The sequence below is a fragment of the Paenibacillus sp. tmac-D7 genome (assembly GCF_006519665.1).
Classification (GTDB): Bacteria; Bacillota; Bacilli; order Paenibacillales; family NBRC-103111; genus Paenibacillus_G; species Paenibacillus_G validus.
This window is the reverse complement of sequence record NZ_VIDW01000011.1, coordinates 1-24591: the sequence shown is the minus strand read 5'-3', so window position 1 is coordinate 24591 and position 24591 is coordinate 1. Positions and strand designations below refer to the sequence as shown.

Sequence of the window (24591 nt, the reverse complement as noted above, 5' to 3'; positions counted from 1 at the left end):
AAGGAACAAGGCGTATAGGGCCTTCCATCGCATCGGCATCGTCTCCTTGTTCGAGCGTAGGTATGATCAATCATAACACATAGGGAGCCGTAAGCGGGGCAGAAGCGTTCCTTGCCTGCCCGAGGCCGAGGGGCCAGGGATCGCTCCGAACTGTCGTGCCGATCGTGATCCATGTCTTCTGCCCCTCCAGGTAACATTTAGCAGCTTGTTGACAATGATTTTTATTATCACTACTATTTTCTATGTACGCGGAAGGATGTGAATGCAGAATGTTGTACGACAGCACCCAACTGCACCAGCTTTTGTTCGAATATATGAGCACGGAAGAGTTGAAAATCCCATGCCGTTCGCAAGCGGATGTCTCGACAGGGGACGAATACGCCTTCGGCTTCGTACAGCAGGATAAGATTCGCGTCACGCTGCGCGCTCGCGGTCAGCGGCTTTCGGGCAACGTGCTCGGCGGCGATTTGTTCCTCATTCCTCCGGGCAGCGCATGCACGTTCGATAACTTGTCGGCCAATCATACGGCCGCTCTGGTCGTCATCCGCTTCCAATGCGTGCCGAAGAAGCTCCACGTCTTACCGGCTTCACCGCTGCCGATATTCACGGAACGTCTGGAGCTGATCCGCCTCCGCATTCCTCAAGTTCGGAGCTGGATTCAAGATTTCATCGGAGACTCCGGCGACGACGCGGCTCATTATTATCAGCTGCAATCGCATCTGTACGGATTAGCCGCGGCCTACATGACGACAATTCAAAAGCCGAAACAGCCGGAGGCGGAGCTGCTGGATTACGTCGAGCAGACACGTCAGTATATGGTGGAGCGGTATAACAATCCTTTCGATATGGAGGAGATCGCGCGTTTGTCGGGGGTCGGATCGAGCCGGTTTTATCAGGCGTTCCGCCGCCATACAGGGCTGAGTCCGCACAAATACATGACGAAAATCAGGCTCGACATGTCCTTGTCGCTGCTCGCGGATTCCTCGCTGCCGATCCTTGATGTGGCGCATTCGGTCGGGTATCCGGACGAGTACTATTTCAGCCGGTTGTTCAAGAAGCATATGGGGATGTCTCCGACCGAATATGCGTTGTCGGCGAGAAGGAAGATCGCCTGTCTGGCGCCGATCTTCCTCGGAGATCTATCCGTGCTCGGCATTACTCCCCATCTCGTTCTGGAACGCGGGTGGTGGGAAGCTCCGGAGGAGGGACTGCGCAAGGTAGCGGTGGAGGCACCGGAGCTCATCTTCATCCCGCCGGTAACGGATGATGTGTATCGCGCCTTGTCCCGCATCGCTCCGGTCGTCATGCTCGACTGGAAGCGTTATTCCTGGAAAGAACGCCTGCTCGATATTAGCCGGGCGCTCGACATATCGACGGTAGCCGAGCGTTGGCTGTCCTATTTCGAAGTGAAGACGGAGAATGCGCGTTATCTGGTGCGCAAACGGCTCGGGGACGAGTCGGTGCTGCTTGTCAACGCTTCGGGTCTGGGGTTTCGCGTATTCGGCATGCAGATGCGGAAGATGAAAGATTTGTTCTACGACGATCTGCAGGTGACGCCACCGGCACTTGTCCGGAACATGAGCTTTCTCGATGTCGCTTCGGTGCAGGAGCTGTCCGAGCTTGACAGCGACCATGTGGTGTTCCTGGTCGATATTGCCGATTCGGAGGATCGCTGCGCGGAGCTGGAGCATCACTGGCGGAGCCTGAACCGGGACCGCCCGAAGAAAAACTGCTTCTTCATCCGCACCCGCCAACCGCTGATGAACAACGCCGCTGTGCACGAGAGCCTCGTCGACCAAATGGTAAGCCACTTGGTGCAGTATACCTGACCCGGCGATTGCCAGAAACGCAACATAATTCGTGGCTCCAGGCAGAAAAACCAAAAGTGCGAACGCATAAGTTTTATACGGCAGGACCGTCCGACGCTTCGGGCGGTTTTTTTGTTCGACAAAAAGTGATCATTATTTACAATATTAGTTCGTATGTGCTATGCTGAGCTAAGAGTTTATATGGAAATTAGTTCTAACAACCTATGTAAAGGCAAACTTATTGAAAGATAAGGACGCAAAGCCACAGGTCTAATGCGGAAGCTATGACGGCTGGGCTGCCATCGAGGCTAGATCGCGACAAACTACCTGATATTTGGCTGAGGTAGTTTCTTTTTTGAAGGTCGAGTAACGAGGAGCAGCGGTAAGGAACTTCAACGGCGGCGCATCGGACAAACCAATCGACTTTGATGAAAAGGGAAGTGAGCTTGATGAGATTTATCCCGATTACCGAATACAACGAACAAGCCATGATGCTGGCTCAGCCCGTATACGACAACAAGCGGCGCATGCTGCTTGCGGCCAACAACACCATTCATCCGAGGTATCTGGAGAAGCTGATCCAGGTCGGCATCAAGCAATTGATCATTGAGGACGCCGAGTCCAAGGGGATCACCTTGGAAGAAATGATGGACATGCCCACCTGGATGGATGTCATCGACAACGTGCAGGAGGCTTATGCCGCCGTCAAGGCGAAAAAAGCTTTTCCCATCCGAAATGTGCTGACAGGCGTCAGCCGTCTGATCAGAGAAGTTCAAAGCCGGCCGGTCGTCATCCCGGTGCCTTCGAGAACGCTTGCGGAAGAGCTGAAGCCTTACGCTCATGCCGTCAACGTGGCTTTGCTGGCGCTCCAGGTCGGCAAGGCGCTCGGTTACAACGACCTGATGCTTCGCGATTTGGCGGTAGGCTGTTTGCTTCACGATATCGGCAAAGTGACGGCGCAACAAGAGACGGGGCATCCCGAGGCCGGCTTCAACCTGATCCGCGGCATTCGCGAATTCAGTCTGCTGTCGGCGCATATTGCGTATCAACATCATGAAACCCTCGACGGCCATGGATACCCGCGCGGCATCTCCGGGGCAACCTTTCACGAGTATGCGCAAATTTGCGGCGTGTGCAATCTGTACGAGAACCTGATCTCGGTGCAGGATGCGGCTCCTCACGATGCGATGGAACGCATCATGGCTACGAGCAGCATCAACTATAACGCGGATGTGGTCAAGGCTTTCGTAAGAGCCGTTCCCTCGTACCCGCCAGGAACGAAAATTCGGATGCAAACCGGCGATAACGCGATCGTGACGAAAATCACCGATCATATGCAGCGGCCGGTCGTTCGCTACCTGACGACGGGACAAGAAGTTTCATTAGCCGACAACCCTACGCTCATGATTGCCGGCTGCTGTTGATCGGCAGTTCATTTTAATTTCGAAGGAGCAGACAACGGATGGCTAACATTATGATCGTGGATGACGCAGCTTTCATGCGCATGATGCTGAAGCAGATGATAACCGAGTTCGGGCACCAGGTGGTGGCCGAAGCGCAGAACGGCATAGAAGCCATTGCGGCTTATGAGAAGTTTCGCCCGGATCTGGTGACGATGGATATTACAATGCCCGATATGGACGGGATCGAAGCCGTTAAGAACATTAAGAGCATAGACGCTGGCGCCAAAATCATCATGTGCTCGGCAATGGGGCAGCAAGGGATGGTTCTGCAGGCCATTCAAGCAGGGGCGAGGGATTTTATCGTGAAGCCGTTTCAGAAAGATCGGGTAGGCGAAGCGATCTCCAAAATTTTGGGCTAGCGCATCGCCGGCCAGAACAAGGGATTTGATTTTCATAACGGAAAAAAGCAGCCTCCCTTCGGGAACGACGGCTGCTTTTTTGTTTTACGGCTGCGCCTGGCTAACGGCTTAGCCTTGTGCTTCGGAGACGATTTGCTCCATCACCTTGATCATTTGCTCAGCGGGATAAGCGCCGGAGAGCGCGTACTTGTTATCGAACACGAAGAAGGGAACGCCGGTAACGCCGATGCGAGCCGCTTCTTCCTGATCGGCGTTCACCCGCTCGGCGCCTTCGCCTTGCTCCAGGCGGCTGCGCAGCGTTTCGGCGGCATGTCCCTGGGCTGCGGCGATAGCCAGCAGCACCTCCAGCTGCGCGATATCCTGGCCATCCTCGAAGTAGGCCTTCATGATCCCGTCTACGAGCGCAGCTTGCCGATCCTCCGGCAGCAGCGCGACGAGCCGATGCGCCAGCAGCGTGCTGGGCATCCGGGTCACCCGATCGAAGCGGAAGGTGACGCCCACCGCCGCGCCCGCTTGCGTGACGCGCTCCGTCACCTGCGCTACCCCGGCGGGACCGCCCATCTTTTTGCCCATCGCGTCGTGGAAGGGAAGTCCTTCGGGCGGCAGCGACGGATCAAGCTGGAACGAGCGGACGCGAATCGTCGCTTCCTTGCCGCCGGACCATGCGGCCAAAGCGTCCTTTAAGTTTTGCTTGCCGATCCGGCACCAAGGGCACACCATATCGGAGTAGACGTCTATTTGCATAAAGCAGCACCTCCACTTTAATTTCATAAGTAACTCTAGTATGGGACATTTAGGGGCGGATGGCAATATAAGATTAGAATCAGGGACAAGCAGAAGCACGTTCGTGAGTTTTGTGTTTCGACCGCGAGTATGGCATGCTGGGGAGTAGCATTTACCCACCCGCGCCCGCGCACAGTCTGCTGCCGATTGCCGGACAGACGGCACGCCTTGTTCATATATCGTTCACGCCGCACTGGTACACTGGAAGCATCGGGCGAACTAAGAGCGCCGCACCATTCAGCACCCGATCTGAAGGAGGAATTTCCTTTATATGACACAAGAAACCTCTCCATCGACAGCCGGCTGGAAACCGTTCGTCCGGCTTATTCTACAGACGAAGCCGTCCAAGACGCTGCTCGCGCTGGCGCTTTCGCTCAATCTCGTCACGACGCTCTCGGGACTCGTGATTCCCCTGCTGACGAAGCATGTAGTCGATAACTTCTCGCTCGCGAACCTGAATGCCGTGCAAATGGCCGGCATCGGTCTCGCTTTCATCGCGCAGGCGGTTACAGCCGGCATTTCCACGTATTTGCTCAGCCGGATCGGCCAGCAAATCGTCTCCAATCTGCGGCACCGGTTGTGGCAGAAGCTGCTCAAGCTGCCTGTTTCCTACTACGACGAACACCAGACGGGCGAAACGATCAGCCGCATGACCAACGACACCGGGGTATTGAAGGGGCTGATCACCGAGCACTCGGCCAACTTTTTCACGGGCATCATCTCCATTGTCGGCTCGCTCGTGATGCTGTTCTATCTGGATTGGAAAATGACGCTGCTCCTGCTCATCGCGCTTCCGCTCGCTTCCGCCGTCCTGGTGCCGCTGGGCCGGCAAATGTACAAAATTTCCAAAGGGCTGCAGGATGAGACGGCCGATTTCACGTCCGTACTGACCCGTGTGCTGTCGGAAATTCGCTTGGTGAAAGCCTCTAACGCGGAAACGCGGGAGTTTGAGAACGGGAGCAGCGGCATATTGAAGCTGCTCCGTTACGGCATCCGCGAAGGTAAGGTGCAGGCCGGGATCGCGCCGGTCATGTCCTTTGTCATGATGCTGATGTTCGTGCTGATCATCGGTTACGGCGGCCTTCGGGTATCGTCCGGCGCGCTGACGGCGGGAGCGCTGGTGGCCTTCCTGCTGTATTTGTTCCAAATCGTGCTGCCTACGACGCAGATTACGCAGTTTTTCACACAGTTCCAGAAGGCGAAAGGGGCGACCGAACGCATCATCGAGACGCTTGAGGCGGAAGAGGAGTCCGTCTTGGGGCTTCCGCTTGAAAGAGCCGACCTGCCGATCGTGCTGGAAGGCGTGTCATTCGCTTACAAGGGCGGCGAAGCTGTGCTTAAACAGGTGACGTTCACGGCGGAGCCAGGCAAGGTTACAGCCATCGTAGGTCCGAGCGGGAGCGGCAAGACGACGCTGTTCTCGCTGCTGGAGCGATTCTACAGCCCGACTGGGGGGACGATTAAGCTGGGCGAGGTTCCGATCGATCGGTACGCGCTGCCTTCGTGGCGCAGCCGGATCGGGTACGTCTCGCAAGAGAGTCCGCTTGTGGAGGGAACGATTCGCGAGAATATAAGCTACGGGCTGGATCGGGAAGTGACGCCGGAGGAGCTCGACCGGGCAGCGCAGATGGCGTATGCCGACGAGTTTATCGGCCAGCTGCCCGGCGGCTACGAGACGGAGGTCGGGGAGCGCGGCCTCAAGCTGTCGGGGGGCCAGCGCCAGCGTATCGCGATCGCTCGCGCGCTGCTGCGCGACCCGCAAATTTTGATGCTCGACGAAGCGACGTCGAGCCTCGACAGCAAGTCGGAGATCGTGGTGCAGCAGGCGTTGCACAATTTGATGCGGGGCCGAACGACGCTCGTGATCGCGCATCGGCTGTCTACGGTCATTGACGCCGATCGAATCGTTTTTGTCGAGAAGGGGACGGTCACCGGCGTCGGGACGCACGACGAGCTGTTCGCCTCGCACCCGCTGTACCGCGAATTCGCTTCGCAGCAGCTGCGTTTGCAGGACCGGCCGAGCTGAGCGGGTGCCCGGGAAGGGAGTCTGGCGCATGCTGAAGGCGTGTCCGGACCGCCCATGGCAGGCGCTACCGCATGCGGCTTCGCCTTCAGCGCGGAGAAGCTCTGATTCACGCGGCAGAGCAGTCGCTCCGTGCGCGGCATTCGTGCCAAGCCTGTATTCGGGGCGGCGAACGGCGGTTTACGGCAGGCGTACTCTCATAAGCCGGAAGACCGCCTGGACCGAGTTGATCCGGCGGCTGACCCTGACGTGACGCCCTCTCCGGGCAACATCCCGCCTCTTTGATTCGGCGCGAATTTCGGCTATATTGTAAAGTAGTACAAGCAGAAGGTGGTCGTGTAACGGGCATGGAGTGGACGCAAGCGATATCCGCGCTGACATGGGAAGATATTCAGGGGTGGTTGAAGCAGTACGAGGCGCTCGGTCCGATTCCGGGCATCCTGGCGCCGCTTGTCGAGTCGTTTTTCCCGGTGCTGCCGCTCGTCGCGATCTTGATTGCCAATGTCAACGCTTACGGATTGGGCGAAGGGGTGCTGCTTTCGTGGATTGGGGTTGTAGGCGGAGCGTCCTGTGTATTTGCTGTCGTGCGGACGTTCGGAGGCCGGCTGCGCGGGCTGTTGGAACGGAAGCTGCCGAGAACGGGCCAGTTGATTCATTGGCTGGAGAAGCACGGCTTTTGCTCGGTGTTCTTGCTTGCCTGTTTCCCGTTTACGCCGTCGGCTGTCGTCACCGTCGTGTCGGCGTTATCGCGGATGCCATTCCATACGTTCTTCACGGCGACCGCTTTAGGTAAAGGGGTCATGATTTTTCTGGTTTCGCTGGCGGGCAACGACTTGGCCGACGTTCTTAAGCAGCCTTGGAAAATCGCGCTTATTTTGGGCGTGTTCGGTCTCATGTGGCTGCTTGGCAAAAAAGTCGAGTCTAAATATATGAAATGAGCAAGCGCCCTCTTCCGTCGGCCGATCGGTCAGGAGGAGGGCGTTTCGTTATCGCGAGCCGGCGCGGGGGAGACGAGGGCCGGGTGTGCGTCTGGATCGCCGCCTTCAGGCTTCCGCCTTACGCCGGGTAAGAAAGGAAAAGAGGTGGCAAGGGGAATGCCGGTCATTCGGATGGAATTGTTTATCGAAGCCCCACCGGAGCTTTGCTTCGATTTGGCCCGCAGCATCGACGTTCATATGCTGTCTATGTCGGGGTCGCAAGAACGGGCAATCGGCGGGAGGACGAGCGGTTTGATCGAGCTCGGCGAAACCGTGACGTGGGAGGCCGTCCACTTCGGCGTGCGTCAGCAATTGACGGCTAAGATTACAGAGATGGACAAGCCGCACCGGTTCGTCGACGAGATGGTGAAGGGGGCGTTTGCGCGATTTTACCACGAGCATACGTTTATGCCCGAGGCGGAGGGGACGCGGATGACGGATACGTTCGACTATACGTCGCCTTGCGGCCCGCTCGGTTGGTTGGCGGACGCATGGTTTCTGGAGCGGTACATGCGCCGCTTATTAGCAGAGCGCAATGCCGTCGTGAAGCGGCTGGCGGAGGAGCAGGTCGTGGCGACAGAGAAAATTCATAGCGACATGAAGCGTTCTTCAAAGCGTCCCTTTTGACAAGGAAGTCCCTACCTGGCGTAAACGGCGGGTCGGGGCTTTTTTGCGGAGCGGAGTTTATGGTACCCTAGGACGTACAGACTTGCGGTCGGGCAGTCATGGAAGGGCGGATGAACATATCATGTGGAGAAACCGGAACGTATGGATCGTGCTCACAGGGGAATTTATCGCAGGACTCGGCTTATGGATGTCGATTATTGCCAATCTCGAGTTTATGCAGCAGCGGGTGCCTTCGGATTTTGTGAAATCGTTGATCTTGATTGCAGGGCTGCTGGCGGGCGTCGCGTTCGGCCCTCTGGCCGGTCGGGTGATCGATACCGTCTCGAAGAAACGGGTGCTGCTGTACGCAAGTGCAGGCCGCATGCTCAGCGTCTGCTTCATGTTCATCGCCCTGCAGCAGGATTCGATCGGCTGGATGGTCGTGTTCTTCGTGTCGCTGCAGGCCTCGGCGGCGTTTTATTTCCCCGCGCTGCAGTCCGTTATTCCGCTGATCGTGACGGATCGGGATCTGCTGGCGCTGAACGGCGTGCATATGAATGCCGGCACACTGGCGCGTATTCTGGGCACGACACTGGCAGGACTTCTGCTGTCGGTCATGTCGTTGTATGGACTGTACATGCTGGCGATGGCCGCATATGCGCTGCTGCTCGTCTCTACCTTCTTCCTGCAGGTGCGCGAGCGGGACACGCCGGCAGCGGCGGAGTACGGGATTCCGGCGGGTCCAGGGAAGCGGGAGGCTGAAGCCATGGACGAACGGGCGGAAGGTCCGGCCGAGCGCGGTTTTAAAGCGATCGTACCGCTGCTGCGCACGCAGCCGACGGTCTTGACGGTGCTGCTGCTGACGATCATCCCGACGGTGTTTATCGGCGGCTTCAACCTGATGGTCATCAATATCAGCGAGCTGCAGCACGATCCCGGGGTCAAAAGCTGGCTGTACGCCGTTGAAGGCACCAGCATCATTCTCACCGGCTTTCTGGTGAAACGCTTCGCCCGGAAAGGTTCGCTTCTTAGCCGGTTGTTCCTGTTCGCGCTGTTCGTCGCCGGAGCCGAGCTGCTGCTTGTATTCGCGCATGTGAAGCTGTGGTCGCTGCTCGCTTTCGGTGTATTCGGCTTCGCGGTGGGCGGCTTCTTTCCTGCGGCTGCGACGTTGTTTCAACGGGACGTCCCCCAAGCGTACCACGGCCGCTTCTTCTCGTTCCGCAGTATGCTCGACCGCGTCATGTTTCAAGCCGTGCTGCTCAGCACCGGCCTGCTGCTCGACACGATCGGGCTGCGGCAGATGGTGCTGTGGTACGGCGTGCTGTCGCTGGCTTTAGCCGGATGGCTGGCGGTTCGCGAAGCGAACCGCATGCGCCGGCGGCGGCCCGGAGATGCGGGCGTCTCCTGAGAAGGACGGCGCAGCGGGCCGTGTCTCGGCTGCGTCGGGACGGCACCGCTTGCAAGGGCGAAAGCCCATGCCCGCCGCTTTCTTGCGACGCGTGCGGTGTACTGCCGTTGACTCACCAAAAAAACCAGCGCCGATTCCCGAGGAACGGCGCTGGTTTTTTTGGTGATTTGCAAGTTTTCCTTACCCGGAAGCACGGCTTACTGCGCAGCCGGCTGCCATTCTTCCTTCGCAGGCCCGTAAACGCCTGGCACCTTCAAGCCGGCTTGACGCATCAGGACGGTCATCTGCGCGCGGTGATGCACCTCGTGGTTGACGAGAATGTGCAGCGTCACCCCGTTCGGCCACGGTTCGCCGTACAGATTGACCTGCTCCTGCAGCGAGGCGTCTGTCCATTGCCCGAGCACCGCTTCAAGCAGCGCTTGGCTCGCCCGCTCGTAAGCGTCGGCGATCGCCTGGGCGGACGAAGGCTGGGGCGTGTGTTCGTCCGGTGATTCGAACTTCAGGCCGGTTCTCGACATCATCTCCTGGAGCGTCGTCACGATGTGCCAGGCGAGTTCACCGAGCTTGCGGTGTCCCGGAGCTACTTCCTGTGCAAGCGAGGCGTCCGTCAGCGCACGGAATATTTTCAAGGTTGAGGCGCTCTCGTGCTTCCATTCTTGTTCAAAGGCGGAAATGCTCTGAATAAACATGCAATCCACTCTCCCGTTTCATGGAATGATTGGTGAAGATCCCTGCTTGTTTACCTTCCATAAGAACGCCCGGAACCCTTTCGCAGAAAGGGGAACAACGCATTAAGTTTTGTTAAAAATTATTTGCCCTTCACATCGAAGGAACTTTTCAGCGAGACGATCCGGTTGAACACGAGCTTGTTTGCGTCCGAGTGCTTCGAATCGACATTGAAGTAACCGTGGCGGAAAAATTGAAACTTGTCATGGGCCTTCGCATCCTTCATGTTGTCTTCCACGAATCCGTGCACCGTCTCCAGCGAGTTCGGGTTCAGGTTGCTTAGGAAGTCGTCGCTTTCCCCGGCCGTTGCATCGGAAATAAGCGGCTCGTACAGGCGGAATTCGGCCGGGCGCGCTTGCGTGGCCTCGACCCAATGAATCGTGCCCTTCACTTTGCGGCCGGTAAAGCCGCTGCCGCTTTTCGTTGCCGGATCGTACGTACAGCGCAGCTCGATCACATGGCCCGCCGCATCCTTCACGACTTCCTCGCATTTGATGAAATAAGCGTGCTTCAGGCGCACTTCATTTCCCGGGAACAGGCGATGGTAGCCTTTCACCGGTTCCTCCATAAAATCGTCCTGCTCGATATAAATTTCACGCGAGAACGGAATATGGCGAACGCCCATCGCTTCGTTCTCCGAGTTAATTTCCGCCTCCAGCATTTCCGTCTGCCCTTCCGGGTAGTTGGTGATGACCACCTTCAGCGGGTTCAGCACAGCCATGGTACGGGGAGCCTTCAGCTTCAAGTCCTCGCGGATGAAATGCTCGAGCATCTTCTCGTCAACGGTGCTGTTGCTCTTCACGACGCCGATCTCGCGGCAAAATTCGCGAATCGCTTCCGGCGTGTATCCTTTGCGGCGCAAGCCGGAGATCGTCGGCATCCGGGGATCGTCCCAGCCGTCCACAACCTTCTCGTCGACGAGGAGCTTCAGCTTTCTTTTGCTCATGACCGTATTCGTAATGTTCAGGCGGCCGAACTCGTATTGCTGCGGGACGCACTCCATTTCGCATTCACGGATGACCCAATCGTATAAAGGCCGGTGGTCGGCAAACTCAAGCGTACAGATGGAATGTGTGACGCCTTCGATCGCATCCTCCAGCGGGTGAGCATAATCGTACATCGGATAAATGCACCACTTGTCGCCGGTATTATGATGCTGCGCATGGGAGATGCGGTACAGCACCGGGTCGCGCATATTGATGTTCGGGGAGGACATATCGATCTTGGCGCGCAGCACCTTCTGGCCGTTCGGGAACTCCCCGCTGCGCATCCGCTGGAACAGGTCGAGGTTTTCTTCCACGCTGCGGTTGCGGAACGGGCTTTCTTGGCCGGGCTCGGTCAGCGTTCCGCGCGTTTCCCGGATTTGATCCGCCGTCAGATCGCAGACATAGGCTTTGCCCTTCTTGATGAGCAGTACCGCCCGGTCGTACATTTCCTCGAAAAAGTCGGAAGCAAAAAACAGCTTCTCCCAATCAAAGCCGAGCCATTTCACATCTTCCTTGATCGATTCGACATACTCGGTGTCTTCCTTCAACGGGTTCGTATCGTCAAAACGCAAATGCGTCCGACCGCCGAATTCGTCGGCCAGCTCGAAGTTCAAACAGATCGACTTGGCGTGACCGATATGCAGGTAGCCGTTAGGCTCCGGCGGGAAGCGGGTGACGACTTCGCTGACTTTCCCCGTTTTCAGGTCGTCGGCCACAATTTGTTTAATGAAATTAGTGGATGAAGCAGATGCCGGTTTCGTAGTCTCCACGGTGGTATCAACCTTTCTCTGAAAAAATGCCAAAACTATTACTACTTATAATACACAAAATCGGCGGCAATTATAATGTTTTTCCGTATGAATCCGGATGAAACCGGTTTCTATGAAAATCAACGCGGTAAATGAAGAGTACCGGCTAATCGTGGTTTGTGAAACGGAAAAAGAAAATCCTGAATTTTCCATCACATCCCCTGAAAAACGGAGGAGGCCTGCGAACGGTTTAACACTCCCGTACCGTTGCGAACGCTATTACCGAGGAGGGATTCGCTTGACTATGAATAAAACACCGAACGGGCAGCCCGGCAAGGAAGACCTGCCATTCGAATATGAGAGGCATCCGGATTCAACCTATTTTCACGAGACGAGACGACCGTCGCACCCGTACGCCCCGCTTCCGATCCGCAGCCAAACCTACCGGAAGCCGTGGTACCGGCATGGCTGGCTGTGGCTGCTTGTCGCTTTGCTGGGGATCGCAGGGGTCGTCGCCGCCCTGTGGGCGGTGGCCGGGAGCATGGACGGCGTCGGCCGTGCCGTGCAGGAGCAAACAGGGGCACTGCGCGAGCAAACCGGCGTACTGGCTTCGGCAGGCGACGAGCTGAAGCGGCTGACCAACAGCGTCAACCGCCTGACGGATACGATTGAAGAAGCAATTCGGAATCTGTGGTCTGCTATGTAAGGCCAGAAACCGCCGGGAGCACCGGCGGTTTCGTAGGTGTGGGCGGGAAGCCGCCGGTCAGGGGCTGGATGCGTGGATCCGGGGGTTGCGAGCATGAGACGGCATTGCCGCATTGCATTGACACCAGGATGAAGCATCGGCTACGATAGCCTGAAACGGAGGGGAGCCTATTCATGACGATTGAACGATTGATCGCTCGCGTTCAAGAGACGCACGGGCGGCTGCGCAAAGATATGCTGCAGCGGGTATTCGACGAATTTGACGGACAGTTGATGCAAATAGGAGAAGCGGGGCGCCGGCAAAAGTACGCCAAAATGGCGGGCAGCGCCTTTTCTTTTTTTCGCGGCAGCGCTTACCTGTTTTATTTCGATACGACCCGGGAGTGGTTCCCTTATCATACGCCCGCCGATCGTCCGACATGGATACAAGGCGACCTGCATTTTGAAAATTTCGGCGTATTCCGCAGCGAGCACGGCCGGTTTGTTTACGATGTGAACGATTTTGACGAAGGGTACCTGGGCTCGTACCTGTACGATATATTGCGGATGTCCGTGAGCATCTCGCTCGTATGCCGGATGAAGGGGTTGACGCCCGCAGAGGAGCACGAAGCGATTGTCCGTTATGCAGGCGCATACGACAAGCAGATTCGGCAGTTTGCCAAACGGAAGGAAGATCCGCGTACGCTCGTTTTCGATAAGGAGCATACGCATGGCCCGATTCGCAAGCTGTTGAAAAAGTCGGAAAAGCGGGCGGCCTCGCAATTTCTGGAGGGCATTACGACATTGACGCGTTCCGCCCGCCGCTTCACGAAATCCGCGGAGCTTGTGGCTCCGACCGCGGAGGAGCGCCGGATGCTGGAGTCGGCTTGGCCCGGCTACCTGCAGACGCTCAGCGAGCAAGCCAAGCGGCCGGATGGCTACTACGCGATCAAGGATGTGGCGCTTAAGCATGGCTCCGGGACAGCTTCCATCGGGCTCGACCGGTACTACGTGTTGATCGAAGGGGAAGGCGGCGAGCATGCTCCAGACGATCACGTCATCGAGGTGAAGGAAGTGCGCACACCGGTCCCGGCTTATTTTCTGCCGTATCATGAGGCGTTCTGGGCTTATTTCGGCCATCAGGGCAAGCGGGTGACGATGACGCAGCAGGCGATGCACCATGAAGCCGATCCGTTCCTCGGGTATATGACGATGAACGACAGGCACTTCTACGCGCGCGAGCGATCGCCGTATAAGAAGAAGCTGAAGGCTGAGAAGCTGGTTAACGCCGACGAGCTGTTCGATGTGCTGGACTGCATGGGGCGGATCACCGCGAAGCTGCACGCCCGGGCGGACGCGGATGTGGACCATGGGCTGATGCGTTATCACAGCGAGGACGAGATCGCGGCTGCGATCGGGAACGATGTGGAGGCGTTCTGCGATTATGCGGCCGACTGGTCGATGGCTTACGCGCATCAAGTGGAAGCCGATTATCGCTTGTTCGCGGAATGGGCGCAGGAGCGGACGGCGGTGTATGCCGCGCAGGAGTAAGGCGGTGCGGGGCGAGGGCGGGGGGATGATGTAAGCCGCACAAGTGGAGGGACGATGACGCGTGGTCATAGCGGAACGGCTGTACGCGATTTGAAAGTATCCATGAGCCTTCTGCCGCCCTTCAGCGGGGCCGCTGCGCAACCGGAGAAGGACCGTCCGCGGGCAGGTGTCCGGACGGTCCTAGATCATCGTTATTGTTGCTGCCGCAGCCTTTCCAGTATGCGCCGCTTGCGGTACAGCATCGTGGCCGCCTCTGCGACGTCCTGCAGGGTGCTGCGGTTGAGCACCGCGCCGAACAGCATGCCCGCGATCGGAACGAGCTGGAACAGCTTCTTCCAGCCGAAGTTGTCACGGTAGGCGGCGACCACCTCGCGCCAGCCCTGCAGCTGCGAGAGCGATTCGGGCTTGCGGCTTTCGTTGCCGTAGTCGGCAAGCTCCTCGAGCACCGCTTTTTTGCCGACGATGTCGGCGGAAGCGAACTGCAAGCATTTGATGACGAAAACGCGCTCCGGTTTCTCCTTCGGATCATAGCCGTATACCATGGCTACTTCCTGGATGGTCTTGAGCGACAGCCCGAGGATGGCGGGAATATCGATGGCAAGCGTGAACAGGCCGCCGAAGCCGGTAGTCGCGCCCTGCGCGGTCGCCAGCTTTATGCGGTTGTGCGTGAGGCTCGCCGCGGCGCGGTTCATGACCGCAAGCGGCAGGCCGGGAACGTCCGCGAGCGTGAGCGGCGCTTCCTTCGCCTCTCCGCGAGCCTCATCGGATGCTGCAAGCTCTTCCTGAAGCCGGCTCAGAACCCCGCTCTCCGACACGAGATACCGGCCTCCGCTCTGCACGTAGCTGCCGACTTCGTCCATCGCCTGGGCCAGTTTCTTCTGGATGGCTTGGGGCGTTAAGCGGTCGAGCAGCTGAAAGGGCAAGCGCCCGATTTTTTCCCAAAACCACAGGTCTTTCTGGCTCTTCTCCCAAGTCTCGATATCGTTCAGCATGGCGAGCAGCGCTTCTCGGGATTCCGGGGTATGCGGGTAGGGCTGGATCGGATCGGTCGTCATGATACATACACACTCCTTTGCTTACTAGAGTACTACGAAATAGCGCGGAGCCGGATGCGCTGAACATGGAATCGGTCCCAAGCGTCGATATGAGCAGGAAGAAGTTATGACGCGACGGATGAATTCGGCTAATTACGGCGGTCCCGTTACCGGAGGGCGGGCCCTTGGAAAGGAGCGAAACGATGATACGAATCGGACTTGCAGGCTGGGGCGACCATGACGTGCTGTACGAACAGGGCGCCGCAGCGCGGGATAAGCTAAAAGTATACAGCCGCTATTTCCGGACCGTCGAAGTGGACAGCTCGTTCTATGCGGTTCAATCGCCGGACCAGTTTGCGCGCTGGGTCGGTGATACGCCTCCCGACTTCACGTTCGTTATCAAGGCGTATCAAGGAATGACGGGACACGCGAGGGGCAGCATCCCTTACCCGGACGCGGCATCGATGTTCCGCGCCTTCTGCGAATCGATAAGACCGGTGGTCGAAGCGGGTAAGCTGACCTGCGTGATGTTCCAGTATCCCCCGTGGTTTGATTGTACGCGAACGAACGTAGAGCTGCTCCGGCAAGCGAAAAGACTGATGGGCGATCTCCCGCTGGCGCTGGAGTTCCGCCATCAAAGCTGGTTTACGGCGGACATGCGCGAGAAGACGCTTGCCTTCATGAAGAAGGAAGGCTGGGTCCATAGTATTTGCGACGAGCCTCAAGCCGGCGTGGGGTCCATCCCGACGGTGCTGCAGCCGACCGACGACGCGCTGACGATCGTTCGGATGCACGGCCGGAACGCGGCCAACTGGAATCAGGGCGGCGGTCCAAACTGGCGGGAAGTGCGGTATTTGTACCGTTACAGCGAGTCCGAGCTGCTTGAGTGGAAGGCGCATCTGACCGGTCTGCAGCAGCAGACGAAGGAAATTTGCGTCATCTTCAACAACAATTCCGGCGGAGACGCCGCGCATAATGCGTTGGAGTTGATGCGGCTGCTCGGCATGCCGACCGAGCCGCTTGCGCCGCGCCAGCTCGATTTGTTTTAGGTGTGCCCGTGCATGTCAATGAGCGAGCGACTTCCATAGACGCCCAATAACCTGGCCCATGGCCAGGCTATTGGGCATGCCGCCGTCTTAAGGATGCGATTCTTTGGTGGAGATCCGAATGAGCTTGTCGCTTTTCGGGTTGTAGCGAACGGTGACGTAGAGGGAGAACGGCTCTTCGTTTTGTTGCACCCACAGTTTGAATTGCTGCTCCGCGGCGTAAGGCGACAGTTCTTTGAGGCCGATGTACCGGTAATCGAGTACGCGATATTGCCGCTTCTGAGCCTCCTGAACGGCCAAGCGGCTCCACTTCGCATAGGACGGCTCCTGGCTTACGGATACGGACGACGGCAAGAAAGGTTCAAGTATGCGGGTCGCCTCGGCCCGCTCCGGAACAAGGATAGCGGCCATGAGCAAAGCCAGCAGGGACAGACGGGTAGATTTCATAGGATGCACCTCCACTTCTATTTTTTAATACTTGATCCGAATCCATGCGCGAGGAGCTGGATACTTCTTTGCAAGCGTGGATGTGAAGGTATATCTTGACAGGGAAGCCATATCCTCTTATCATAATATATGAATACATGCTCATATGTAGTGGTAATGATTCTGCATATGCTGTGACCAGAAGCTACGGAGCAAGGGAGGCTGATCTTATGGGCAATGAGCATTCTCCTCGGTCCGGAGGGACGAGCGGCAAAACGAACGACGCGTGCCGGCAGGAGGAAGACGCTAACGGGAAACACCGTCACGATCCGGAAGGCCATCATACAAACGATCAAGCGTGTAAACACGATCAGGATCACGAACACAACCATGAACACAAGCATGAACACAACAACGATCACGCACACAATCACGACCATCGGCACGAGAAAAGTCACGCTCACGGGCATGCCCACGGCGGCGGCCATCACCACGGTCACCACCACGGTATCGGCGGCCACCATGACCACGGGCGCGAAGGCAATAAGCAAGGGTTGACCATCGCGCTGATAATTACGGCGGGCATTATGCTGCTGGAGTTTTTCGGCGGCTTGTGGACGGGCAGCTTGGCGCTATTGTCCGATTCGGGGCATATGTTGAGCGACGCGAGCTCGCTTGTCTTAAGCTTGATCGCTATCGGCTTCGCGGCCAAGCCGGCTTCCCCGGCGAAGACATTCGGCTTTTATCGCTTTGAAATTTTGGCGGCGCTGTTCAACGGGGTAACCTTGTTCGTCATTGCCGGCATTATTATGTGGGAAGCGTACGAACGCCTCCTCGATCCGCCCCAGGTCGCCAGCGGCACGATGATGGGCATCGCCGCGATCGGCCTCCTCGCCAATTTACTAAGCGCCCTGGCGCTGATGCGCAAGGGAAACGTGCACGAGAATGTGAACTTGCGCAGCGCCTATCTGCACATTCTCGGCGATGCGCTCGGGTCGGTCGGAGCGATCGTCGCCGGGCTCGTGATGTGGGCGTTCGGCTGGTACGCGGCCGATCCGATCATCAGCGTTGTCGTCGCGCTGCTCATTTTGAAAGGCGCCTGGGGCGTCATCAACCAAACGGTGCACATCTTGATGGAGGGTACGCCCTCGCGGATCCGTTTGCCGGACGTTCAGCAGACGCTGCAAGGCATTGCCGGCGTTATCGACGTCCATGACCTGCACGTCTGGACGATTACTTCTGGGCTCGATTCGTTGAGCTGCCATATGGTCGTCGAGGATCAGGCGGACGGCCAGCATATTCTGCAGCAGGCCATACAACTCATTGAGCAGCGGTTCGGCATCGGGCATGCGACGATTCAGATTGAAAACTCGACCATTCGACACGAAGAGTTGAAGGTATAACGCAGCGTAGAAGAAGGAGCGGTCATGCATGAATAAGTCGGTGGATGTGGCTGTCATTGGAGCAGGTCAAGCTGGACTTGCAGTTGCCTATTATTTGAAAAAAAGGGGTATATCGTTCCTTTGCATCGATCGTAACGAAGCGGTCGGCGATGCGTGGCGGCATCGGTATGATTCGCTCGTGCTGTTTACGCCGCGATGGTACAGCGCCCTGCCGGGACGAAGCTTGGAGGGGGACCCGAACGGTTACCCTTCGAAGGACGAGATCGCCGATTATTTGCAGGCGTATGTGACGGACTTCGACCTTCCGGTTCAGCTTGGCACCTCCGTACAAGCGCTTGAGACCGCCGGCGCCCGCTATCAGATCCGTACCGATCAAGGCATAATTACCGCCAATCAGGTGGTTGTGGCGACGGGGCCCTTTCAACGACCTGCCGTGCCGCCGCTGGCGGGCGGACTGTCCGCCTCGGTTGTGCAGCTGCATTCCAGCGTCTACCGGCGTCCGGAGCAGCTGCAGCCCGGGCCGGCGCTGGTTGTCGGCGGAGGCAACTCCGGGGCCCAAATTGCCGTGGAGCTCGCAGCATCCGGACGAGAAGTCGCATTCTCTGCGGCGCACGCGCTCAAGTTTATACCGCTTGATGTGCTCGGCCGAAGCGTATTCGGCTGGATGGACGCCCTCGGCATTCTGGGAGCACCGCGGGACTCGAGGATCGGGAACTGGCTTCGGAAGCGGAAGGATCCCATATTCGGCCGAGAGCTTGCCCGCTGTCTCAAGCGAGGGAACGTGCGCTTAATGCCTCGAACCGTCAGCGCCGAAGGCGACATCATCCGGTTCGAGGACGGATCGGAGCAGCGCGCGGCGAACGTGGTCTGGGCGACGGGCTTTCGGCCGGACTTCGCCTGGATCCTCATCCCGGGTGCCGTGGATGCGCAGGGGCTTCCGGTACATAAGCGAGGGATCGGCGCCCATCCGGGACTGTACTATGTCGGGCTGCCCTGGCAGCATTCCCGCGGCTCCGCACTGGTGGGCGGGGTGGGAGAAGATGCGGAATTTGTCGTGGAACGCATATGCATCTAGCGCAGATTGTTCCATAGCTCGCATAAAACACCGCCAATTGTCCCACATTAACAGCGATTAATGTGGAAAGGAGGCGTGTGAGATGTCCAGATACGATTCCAGCTTACAATCGCAAAATCCGATTTCCCAAGCGCAAAATTCAGTGGAGAAAGCTCACCATGCCGTCACGCAAGCCCAGTCCCATCCGACCGCGCAGATGATCGAGCAGGCCGAGACGGCTGTCGACAAAGCGCAGCGCTCCATTGCGCAAGCCGTCGGCCATGAGCACGCAGAGCAGCCGATGCAGCTGGCGCAAGAGTCGCTCGCAGAGGACCAAGCGGCGCTCCAAAGCGTGAAGCCTTCGCAATCCTGAGGCTTCGGCGTACCGTCGCCGACATCGACCAAGAGACCGCCGCCGCGGCTTTGCGCCGCGGCGGCTTTTTGTCAGGACAAGGCGAACCAACGGTCTTTGGTCTTATCGCGAGGCCCCCTCCGAAATGTTGGTTGCGCTTACAACCTTGTTCGACAAAGGGGCTTGGGCGTTAACCGATGGGCCATACACCGATTTCATACTGCCGCCGATTTCGCACGTATGATACAATGAGCAGGAACGATATTCGTGTAACGGCGCCAGGCGGATTGGCGGGAAAGGAAGACGCGTACGCTTATGAAGGAGGGCAAACGCATACGTGCGGGAGAACAGGACAACCGGATGCAGCATGCGGCCTTGATCGAGTGCATTGAGCAGGAGCTGCTCCCCGGGCTGCGCATTGCGAGCGAGCGGGAGCATGAACCGGTCACCGTGTATGAGGTGCCCGGACCTTGGCGGACGCTTGGCGTCGGTAATTACGCGGCTGTGCTGCTGCATCCGGCTTGGCCCGATTGGGTAGTGAAAGTATATGCGCCGGGGCGTCCGGGGCTGGAAGAGGAAGCGGAAGTGTACCGGCGGCTGGGCCGGCATCCGGCGTACTCGGAATGCCTGCATGCGGGGGCCGGGTATCTGGTGCTGCGCCGGTTGACGGGCATCACCTTGTATAACTGCATGCGCCGGGGGATCCCGATTCCAAGACAAGTGATCGAGGATATCGACGAAGCGTTGAAATATGCGCGCAAGCAAGGGCTGAATCCCCACGATGTACATGGGAAAAATGTGATGCAGCAGGACGGCCGGGGGAAAGTGGTCGACGTTTCGGATTTTTTGAAAGAAGAGCCGTGCGAGATGTGGGACGATCTGAAGCGCGCCTACTATCGCTTTTATTTTCCTTGGGTGCGGCGTGTGGAGTTTCCCGATTTTTTGTTGAATTCGGTTCGCAAAGGATACCGCGTCTGGAAAAAGTGTAAGCGCACAGTCTGCCGCAAAGGGTGAAACCAACTTTTGGGTGGCTCGTATGAACGTTTAAGGTTGGCCATCGGCAGTCCATGCGGCAGCCGTTCGATATATACGATGAGGAGGCTTTGCTCGATGTCTTTTTTTAAGAAAATGCTGGCAAGCGTAGGAATTGGATCCGCCAAGGTGGATACGGAACTGGATTCGTCGCAGGTGAGTGTGGGCGGTGCAATCAGCGGGGTCGTTCGCGTACAGGGCGGGAGCACGGAGCAGCAGGTCGACCGTATTTATTTGTATATCAAAACAAGCTACGTCAAAGAGGAAAACGACCATAAAGTTACACGGGAAGCCGAAATCGGCAAGTTTCTGCTGACGGACGCGTTCCTGCTGCGGCCGGATGAGCGCAAAGAAATTCCGTTCAGCTTCCGCTTGCCGGAGCAAACCCCGGTTACGCTGCGCAACGCGCCGGTATGGGTCGAAACCGGATTGGATATCGAGATGGCTGTCAACCCGACCGACCGCGATTATATTCAAGTGACGCCGAGCCAGGAGATGCAAACGGTACTGGACGCGCTGGATGTACTCGGCTTCCGCTTGCGCGAGGTGGAGAACGAATATGCGCCGCGCCTCGGCGGAAGACTGCCGTTCGTGCAGGAGTTCGAATTCGTGCCGACGACGCATTTCCGCGGGAAGCTTGATGAGCTGGAGGTGCTCTTCTTCCCGAAAGGCGGCGACTTGGAGCTGTTCCTCCAAATCGACCGCCGGGCAAGAGGCTTACGCGGCATGTTTGCCGAAGAGCTGGGGCTGGATGAGAGCTTCGTCCGCTTGACGATTCCGGGCAGCGAGCTGCGTTACGGTGCGCAAACGGTCGCGTCTAAATTGAAAGAATTGATCTCTCGATACAGCTAGGGGACACCGAAACTTAACCGACCCGCCTGCATGAAGGCAGGCAGGCCGCGAAACAAGTCCGTCTGCGGAAGCAGGCGGACTTTTTGCAAGAGGGACGGGATGCCTCCGACCGGAATTTGAATGTCAGGGTTTGCATACGGCAGACTCACCAGCAGGCAACGAAATAAGCTGACGAGGGGACTGTTGTACCGTGAAGTTTTCGAAGGAAGGGCATCCGGGGTATAATGAGTAACGACGAACATCCGGAAATGGAGATAACGACAGCCTATGCAGGAGCTTTATGAGATTGTTGACCGTCTGGTCAGAGAAAACACGCTAATTCAAGCGACATTGAGCCAGCCCCGCCGCAACGAGCCGGACGGCTGCTCGAAGGTGACGGTGAAGCCCGTCATGCTGAAGGGGGAGCTGCATTACCAGTTCAGCGCCTTCTTCGGGCCGAAGGTGAAGCACGAGAACGTATCCCCGGCGGAAACGACCGGCAAGCTCGTCCAGTGGCTGACGGACGACTTCAGGCAAGGGCTGCTGCAAGCGGTCGAGGCGGATTATCAGGCGCTGCTCAGCAAGAAGGGCAAGCTGGCCGTGCTGCGCAAGCCGCCGACCAAGAAGGCCGATACGGCAAGGCCGCCGGAGCATAATCGCAAGAAAAACTACGTGCTCGAAGAGGGAACGCAGATCCCGTTTCTCGTGGAGCTCGGCATTATGAACGCCGAAGGCAAGGTGCTGGCCAAGAAATACGACAAGTTCCGGCAGATCAACCGGTTTCTCGAGATGATCGCCGACGTGCTGCCTCATCTGCCGCAAGGACGAACCTTGAACATCATCGATTTCGGCTGCGGCAAATCGTATTTGACGTTCGCGCTGTACCACTTCCTGCACGAGATGCGGGGAATGGATTTGCGCATCGTCGGCCTGGATCTGAAAGAGGATGTAATCGCGTTCTGCGGCGCATTGGCGGACAAGCTCGGCTTCGACCGGCTCCGCTTCCTGGTGGGCGATATCGCCCAATATGACGAGCTGCGTCAAGTCGATATGGTCGTTACGCTGCATGCGTGCGATACGGCGACCGATGCCGCGCTCGACAAGGCGGTCCGCTGGGGAGCGTCCGTTATTTTGTCGGTACCCTGCTGCCAGCACGAGCTGTTCCGTCAAGTCAAGAGCGAGGCTCTCGCGCCGCTGCTGCAGCACGGCATACTGAAGGAGCGTTTCGCTGCGCTGGCGACCGATGCGATGCGCGCCAAGCTGCTGGAGCTGGCCGGTTATAAGACGCAGCTGCTGGAGTTCATCGATCTGGAGCACACGCCCAAAAATTTGCTCATCCGCGCCGTCAAGAACGCCGCCGCGCTCTCGCCGGACGAAGGGGCAAAGCTGGCGGCGGAGTATGCCGGTTTTCGGGATTTTCTGCATGCCGATCCGTATTTGGAGCGCGCTTTGGCGTCGGAGCTGCCTGCGTTGACTATAAATTCCGGACAAGACGGAGCTTTGTAGGCAAGCAGGCGAGGGGATCTTATTCGTCGACTTTGCGGTTACACATCCAAAGTTTGCAGCGAATAGCGAGCGCTCCGCATGCAGGGGAATTTCATACGGTTGGCCGGAGCCTTGGCGGCTCCTTTTTATTGCGGCGGGCGAAGAAAAGCAGCGGGGTGACCGACGTAAATATGCTACAATGAGGCTGTTGCTTAAAGTGGGAAGAGGTGCTATGGCGTGGGATACGTGCTGCTGCTGCTTGCGACGCTGTCGTGGAGCTTCGTCGGTATACTGGTAAAGACGGCCTCGATGATGCTGGATAGCATGACGATTACGTTCATGCGGTTCGCGTTGGGCGTTGTGTTCCTGGGCGGATTTCTGTGGATCAAAAGGCATCCAATCAAAATTCGTTTCGATATGAAGTGGATTTGGCTGGGGGCGGCGGGGAAGTGCTGCAATTATTTTTTTGAAAATATCGCGTTATCTATCGGGTATTCTTACGGAAATATTTTGGTGACGCCGATACAAACCATCATTCTGCTGGTCGTTTCCGCCGTTTGGCTAAAAGAGAAACTGACGGTCCGGGCTTGGGCGGCAGCGCTTCTGTGTATTGCCGGAGTGCTCCTGATCAGCTGGAACGGGCTGCCGCTCGCGCTTCTGCTGCAGGGAGGGGCGTGGACGACGGTGCTTTACGCGATTTCGGGCTTGGGAACGGCGTTTCACGTATTAAGCCAGCGGATGCTGATCAAGGAGATGGATGCGGGCAACATGAACTTCTCGGTGTTTCTCTGGTGCTCGCTGCTGATGGCGCTTCCGCTTCCGTTCCAGGCATCCTTAACGGGCCCGGTCGGCTTGTACCCCATCTTGGCTCTGGCCTTGCTCGGGGTTATTACGGGCCTCAGCTTTTACTGGTTCTCGCAGGCGCTCCGCGTAGTCTCTTTCCCGGTAGCCGTCATCATTAGCAATTGCGGCGTATTGTTTTCGATCTTATGGTCGTATTTATTTTTTCGGGAGCCGATTACGGAGTACATATTGGGCGGCGCTGCGATTTTTGTAGTCGGGCTGCTGGTGCTGAACTTACCGATGCGGCCGGCTAAAGTGCGTCAAGCGGGTGGGCTGGAAGCATCGGATGGACGATAGGCTTGATGCCGGTTGAAACTCCGTTGAAGCTCGGATGAAAGTCCGATGGAAGGAGGGGATTCGGGTGAAGGATTGCGGAGACGGCGAAGCGGAGAGCGGGATCGGGAAACTGTCACCGGCACGCGGCGAAGCCGGGAGCGGGCAGCCGCGGCAAGGCCCCGCCGGGGACGAGCCCGGAGCCATGGACCGGACGCATGCCCAGTTGGGGAGCCCCCGCCTTACCGGGCTGGCGCCCTTCGCCGACGACGCGTCGAGTCTCCTGATCCTTGGCTCGATGCCTGGCGAAGCTTCGCTGCTGGCAGGCCAGTATTACGGGCATCCGCGCAATCATTTTTGGCGGCTCTTGTATGCGCTGCTGGACGGCGGTGAGCCGGATGCGGACTATAAAGCGCGCGTACAGTTCGCGCTATCGCGCGGCGTGGCGCTGTGGGACGTGCTGCGCACCTGCGAGCGCGAGGGCAGTCTGGACGCGGCGATCCGCCGGCCGGAAGCGAACGATTTCGCCGCGATGTTCGGGATGCATCCGCGCATCCGGCATGTGTTTTTTAACGGCAGCGCGGCGGCCGAGCTGTTCCGGCGGCATGTCCGCCCAAAGCTGCCGGCCGGCGACGGCAGGACGTACCGGACGCTGCCGTCGTCCAGCCCGGCCCGGGCGATGAGCTTCG

The 24591-nt window shown here is 57.9% G+C and carries 24 protein-coding genes and 1 riboswitch; of the genes, 19 read left to right on the top strand and 5 right to left on the bottom strand.

Features of this window, described 5'->3' with window-relative positions; translation table 11 throughout:
• The first annotated feature begins 269 nt into the window (after nucleotides 1-269).
• From FKP33_RS10055 to FKP33_RS10045, 3 genes are all read left to right on the top strand, one after another.
• Nucleotides 270-1829 carry an AraC family transcriptional regulator gene (locus tag FKP33_RS10055; protein ID WP_181410106.1) on the top strand — a complete coding sequence of 520 codons (1560 nt, stop codon included), beginning with the start codon at nucleotides 270-272 and terminating at the stop codon, nucleotides 1827-1829.
• A gap of 200 nt (nucleotides 1830-2029) precedes the next feature.
• A riboswitch (cyclic di-GMP riboswitch) is annotated at nucleotides 2030-2112 on the top strand.
• A 145-nt stretch (nucleotides 2113-2257) separates the two neighbouring features.
• Entirely contained in the window at nucleotides 2258-3232 is a 975-nt protein-coding gene (locus FKP33_RS10050; protein WP_127605134.1) for an HD-GYP domain-containing protein, read from the top strand.
• A 38-nt stretch (nucleotides 3233-3270) separates the two neighbouring features.
• A complete protein-coding gene (locus FKP33_RS10045; protein ID WP_054798312.1) occupies nucleotides 3271-3630 on the top strand; it encodes a response regulator in 360 nt (119 codons plus the stop codon).
• Nucleotides 3631-3738: 108 nt separating this feature from the next.
• Here FKP33_RS10045 and FKP33_RS10040 read toward each other — a convergent pair whose 3' ends face one another.
• Entirely contained in the window at nucleotides 3739-4374 is a 636-nt protein-coding gene (locus tag FKP33_RS10040; RefSeq protein WP_141334826.1) for a DsbA family oxidoreductase, read from the bottom strand.
• 310 nt (nucleotides 4375-4684) lie between these two features.
• On the opposite strand from FKP33_RS10040, the gene FKP33_RS10035 reads away from it, so the two are divergent.
• The 5 genes from FKP33_RS10035 (at nucleotide 4685) to FKP33_RS10020 (ending at nucleotide 9427) form a co-directional block, all read left to right on the top strand.
• A complete protein-coding gene (locus FKP33_RS10035; RefSeq protein WP_141334824.1) occupies nucleotides 4685-6439 on the top strand; it encodes an ABC transporter ATP-binding protein in 1755 nt (584 codons plus the stop codon).
• Between the two features lie 129 nt (nucleotides 6440-6568).
• Nucleotides 6569-6721: a hypothetical protein gene (locus FKP33_RS27075; RefSeq protein ID WP_181410105.1), complete on the top strand. Its 153-nt coding sequence runs from the start codon at nucleotides 6569-6571 to the stop codon at nucleotides 6719-6721.
• 62 nt (nucleotides 6722-6783) lie between these two features.
• On the top strand, nucleotides 6784-7374 hold the full coding sequence (locus FKP33_RS10030; RefSeq protein WP_141334822.1) for a TVP38/TMEM64 family protein: 591 nt from the start codon (nucleotides 6784-6786) through the stop codon (nucleotides 7372-7374).
• 156 nt (nucleotides 7375-7530) lie between these two features.
• Entirely contained in the window at nucleotides 7531-8040 is a 510-nt protein-coding gene (locus FKP33_RS10025; RefSeq protein WP_127605128.1) for an SRPBCC family protein, read from the top strand.
• Nucleotides 8041-8161: 121 nt separating this feature from the next.
• A complete protein-coding gene (locus tag FKP33_RS10020; protein ID WP_127605126.1) occupies nucleotides 8162-9427 on the top strand; it encodes an MFS transporter in 1266 nt (421 codons plus the stop codon).
• Between the two features lie 197 nt (nucleotides 9428-9624).
• Here FKP33_RS10020 and FKP33_RS10010 read toward each other — a convergent pair whose 3' ends face one another.
• Both FKP33_RS10010 and FKP33_RS10005 read right to left on the bottom strand, forming a co-directional pair.
• Nucleotides 9625-10116: a DinB family protein gene (locus FKP33_RS10010; RefSeq protein ID WP_127605122.1), complete on the bottom strand. Its 492-nt coding sequence runs from the start codon at nucleotides 10114-10116 to the stop codon at nucleotides 9625-9627.
• Nucleotides 10117-10235: 119 nt separating this feature from the next.
• Nucleotides 10236-11909 carry a glutamine--tRNA ligase/YqeY domain fusion protein gene (locus FKP33_RS10005; protein WP_127605120.1) on the bottom strand — a complete coding sequence of 558 codons (1674 nt, stop codon included), beginning with the start codon at nucleotides 11907-11909 and terminating at the stop codon, nucleotides 10236-10238.
• Nucleotides 11910-12186: 277 nt separating this feature from the next.
• Here FKP33_RS10005 and FKP33_RS10000 point away from each other — a divergent pair, with 277 nt between their 5' ends.
• On the top strand, nucleotides 12187-12594 hold the full coding sequence (locus FKP33_RS10000) for a 6TM ABC transporter family protein (protein WP_141334820.1): 408 nt from the start codon (nucleotides 12187-12189) through the stop codon (nucleotides 12592-12594).
• A gap of 173 nt (nucleotides 12595-12767) precedes the next feature.
• Nucleotides 12768-14123, top strand: coding sequence for a DUF2252 domain-containing protein (locus FKP33_RS09995; protein WP_141334818.1), 1356 nt, complete (start codon nucleotides 12768-12770; stop codon nucleotides 14121-14123).
• A 191-nt stretch (nucleotides 14124-14314) separates the two neighbouring features.
• On the opposite strand, the gene FKP33_RS09990 is transcribed toward FKP33_RS09995, so the two are convergent.
• Nucleotides 14315-15178 (bottom strand): EcsC family protein, encoded by an 864-nt coding sequence (locus FKP33_RS09990; RefSeq protein ID WP_141334816.1) that lies wholly within the window; start codon nucleotides 15176-15178, stop codon nucleotides 14315-14317.
• A gap of 182 nt (nucleotides 15179-15360) precedes the next feature.
• On the opposite strand from FKP33_RS09990, the gene FKP33_RS09985 reads away from it, so the two are divergent.
• Complete coding sequence (locus tag FKP33_RS09985) at nucleotides 15361-16206, top strand: DUF72 domain-containing protein (protein WP_141334814.1); 846 nt, start codon at nucleotides 15361-15363, stop codon at nucleotides 16204-16206.
• An 87-nt stretch (nucleotides 16207-16293) separates the two neighbouring features.
• Here FKP33_RS09985 and FKP33_RS09980 read toward each other — a convergent pair whose 3' ends face one another.
• On the bottom strand, nucleotides 16294-16650 hold the full coding sequence (locus FKP33_RS09980; protein WP_054798307.1) for a DUF3889 domain-containing protein: 357 nt from the start codon (nucleotides 16648-16650) through the stop codon (nucleotides 16294-16296).
• 209 nt (nucleotides 16651-16859) lie between these two features.
• Here FKP33_RS09980 and FKP33_RS09975 point away from each other — a divergent pair, with 209 nt between their 5' ends.
• From FKP33_RS09975 to FKP33_RS09940, 8 genes are all read left to right on the top strand, one after another.
• Nucleotides 16860-18032 carry a cation diffusion facilitator family transporter gene (locus FKP33_RS09975; RefSeq protein ID WP_127605112.1) on the top strand — a complete coding sequence of 391 codons (1173 nt, stop codon included), beginning with the start codon at nucleotides 16860-16862 and terminating at the stop codon, nucleotides 18030-18032.
• Between the two features lie 28 nt (nucleotides 18033-18060).
• Nucleotides 18061-19107, top strand: a complete 1047-nt coding sequence (locus tag FKP33_RS09970) for a flavin-containing monooxygenase (RefSeq protein WP_127605110.1) — start codon at nucleotides 18061-18063, stop codon at nucleotides 19105-19107.
• Between the two features lie 82 nt (nucleotides 19108-19189).
• A complete protein-coding gene (locus tag FKP33_RS09965; RefSeq protein WP_054798306.1) occupies nucleotides 19190-19459 on the top strand; it encodes a hypothetical protein in 270 nt (89 codons plus the stop codon).
• A gap of 294 nt (nucleotides 19460-19753) precedes the next feature.
• Entirely contained in the window at nucleotides 19754-20452 is a 699-nt protein-coding gene (locus tag FKP33_RS09960) for a serine/threonine protein kinase (RefSeq protein ID WP_373423860.1), read from the top strand.
• 96 nt (nucleotides 20453-20548) lie between these two features.
• The gene (locus FKP33_RS09955) at nucleotides 20549-21322 is read left to right on the top strand and encodes a sporulation protein (RefSeq protein ID WP_127605108.1); all 774 of its coding nucleotides are present in this window, start codon (nucleotides 20549-20551) and stop codon (nucleotides 21320-21322) included.
• Between the two features lie 267 nt (nucleotides 21323-21589).
• A complete protein-coding gene (locus FKP33_RS09950) occupies nucleotides 21590-22807 on the top strand; it encodes a class I SAM-dependent methyltransferase (RefSeq protein WP_141334812.1) in 1218 nt (405 codons plus the stop codon).
• A 216-nt stretch (nucleotides 22808-23023) separates the two neighbouring features.
• On the top strand, nucleotides 23024-23926 hold the full coding sequence (locus tag FKP33_RS09945) for a DMT family transporter (RefSeq protein ID WP_141334810.1): 903 nt from the start codon (nucleotides 23024-23026) through the stop codon (nucleotides 23924-23926).
• Between the two features lie 64 nt (nucleotides 23927-23990).
• On the top strand, nucleotides 23991-24591 hold a 601-nt coding region (locus FKP33_RS09940; protein ID WP_258313427.1), incomplete at its 3' end, for a DNA-deoxyinosine glycosylase.

Coding starts and splice junctions, on each gene's coding strand:
- FKP33_RS09990 (WP_141334816.1), bottom strand. CDS start 15,178: ATGACGACCGATCCGATCCAGCCCTACCCGCATACCCCGGAATCCCGA.
- FKP33_RS10035 (WP_141334824.1), top strand. CDS start 4,685: ATGACACAAGAAACCTCTCCATCGACAGCCGGCTGGAAACCGTTCGTC.
- FKP33_RS09970 (WP_127605110.1), top strand. CDS start 18,061: ATGAATAAGTCGGTGGATGTGGCTGTCATTGGAGCAGGTCAAGCTGGA.
- FKP33_RS10045 (WP_054798312.1), top strand. CDS start 3,271: ATGGCTAACATTATGATCGTGGATGACGCAGCTTTCATGCGCATGATG.
- FKP33_RS09965 (WP_054798306.1), top strand. CDS start 19,190: ATGTCCAGATACGATTCCAGCTTACAATCGCAAAATCCGATTTCCCAA.
- FKP33_RS09980 (WP_054798307.1), bottom strand. CDS start 16,650: ATGAAATCTACCCGTCTGTCCCTGCTGGCTTTGCTCATGGCCGCTATC.
- FKP33_RS10020 (WP_127605126.1), top strand. CDS start 8,162: ATGTGGAGAAACCGGAACGTATGGATCGTGCTCACAGGGGAATTTATC.
- FKP33_RS09955 (WP_127605108.1), top strand. CDS start 20,549: ATGTCTTTTTTTAAGAAAATGCTGGCAAGCGTAGGAATTGGATCCGCC.
- FKP33_RS10010 (WP_127605122.1), bottom strand. CDS start 10,116: ATGTTTATTCAGAGCATTTCCGCCTTTGAACAAGAATGGAAGCACGAG.
- FKP33_RS10055 (WP_181410106.1), top strand. CDS start 270: ATGTTGTACGACAGCACCCAACTGCACCAGCTTTTGTTCGAATATATG.
- FKP33_RS09995 (WP_141334818.1), top strand. CDS start 12,768: ATGACGATTGAACGATTGATCGCTCGCGTTCAAGAGACGCACGGGCGG.
- FKP33_RS10050 (WP_127605134.1), top strand. CDS start 2,258: ATGAGATTTATCCCGATTACCGAATACAACGAACAAGCCATGATGCTG.
- FKP33_RS09960 (WP_373423860.1), top strand. CDS start 19,754: ATGAAGGAGGGCAAACGCATACGTGCGGGAGAACAGGACAACCGGATG.
- FKP33_RS09985 (WP_141334814.1), top strand. CDS start 15,361: ATGATACGAATCGGACTTGCAGGCTGGGGCGACCATGACGTGCTGTAC.
- FKP33_RS09950 (WP_141334812.1), top strand. CDS start 21,590: ATGCAGGAGCTTTATGAGATTGTTGACCGTCTGGTCAGAGAAAACACG.
- FKP33_RS09975 (WP_127605112.1), top strand. CDS start 16,860: ATGGGCAATGAGCATTCTCCTCGGTCCGGAGGGACGAGCGGCAAAACG.
- FKP33_RS10030 (WP_141334822.1), top strand. CDS start 6,784: ATGGAGTGGACGCAAGCGATATCCGCGCTGACATGGGAAGATATTCAG.
- FKP33_RS10025 (WP_127605128.1), top strand. CDS start 7,531: ATGCCGGTCATTCGGATGGAATTGTTTATCGAAGCCCCACCGGAGCTT.
- FKP33_RS10040 (WP_141334826.1), bottom strand. CDS start 4,374: ATGCAAATAGACGTCTACTCCGATATGGTGTGCCCTTGGTGCCGGATC.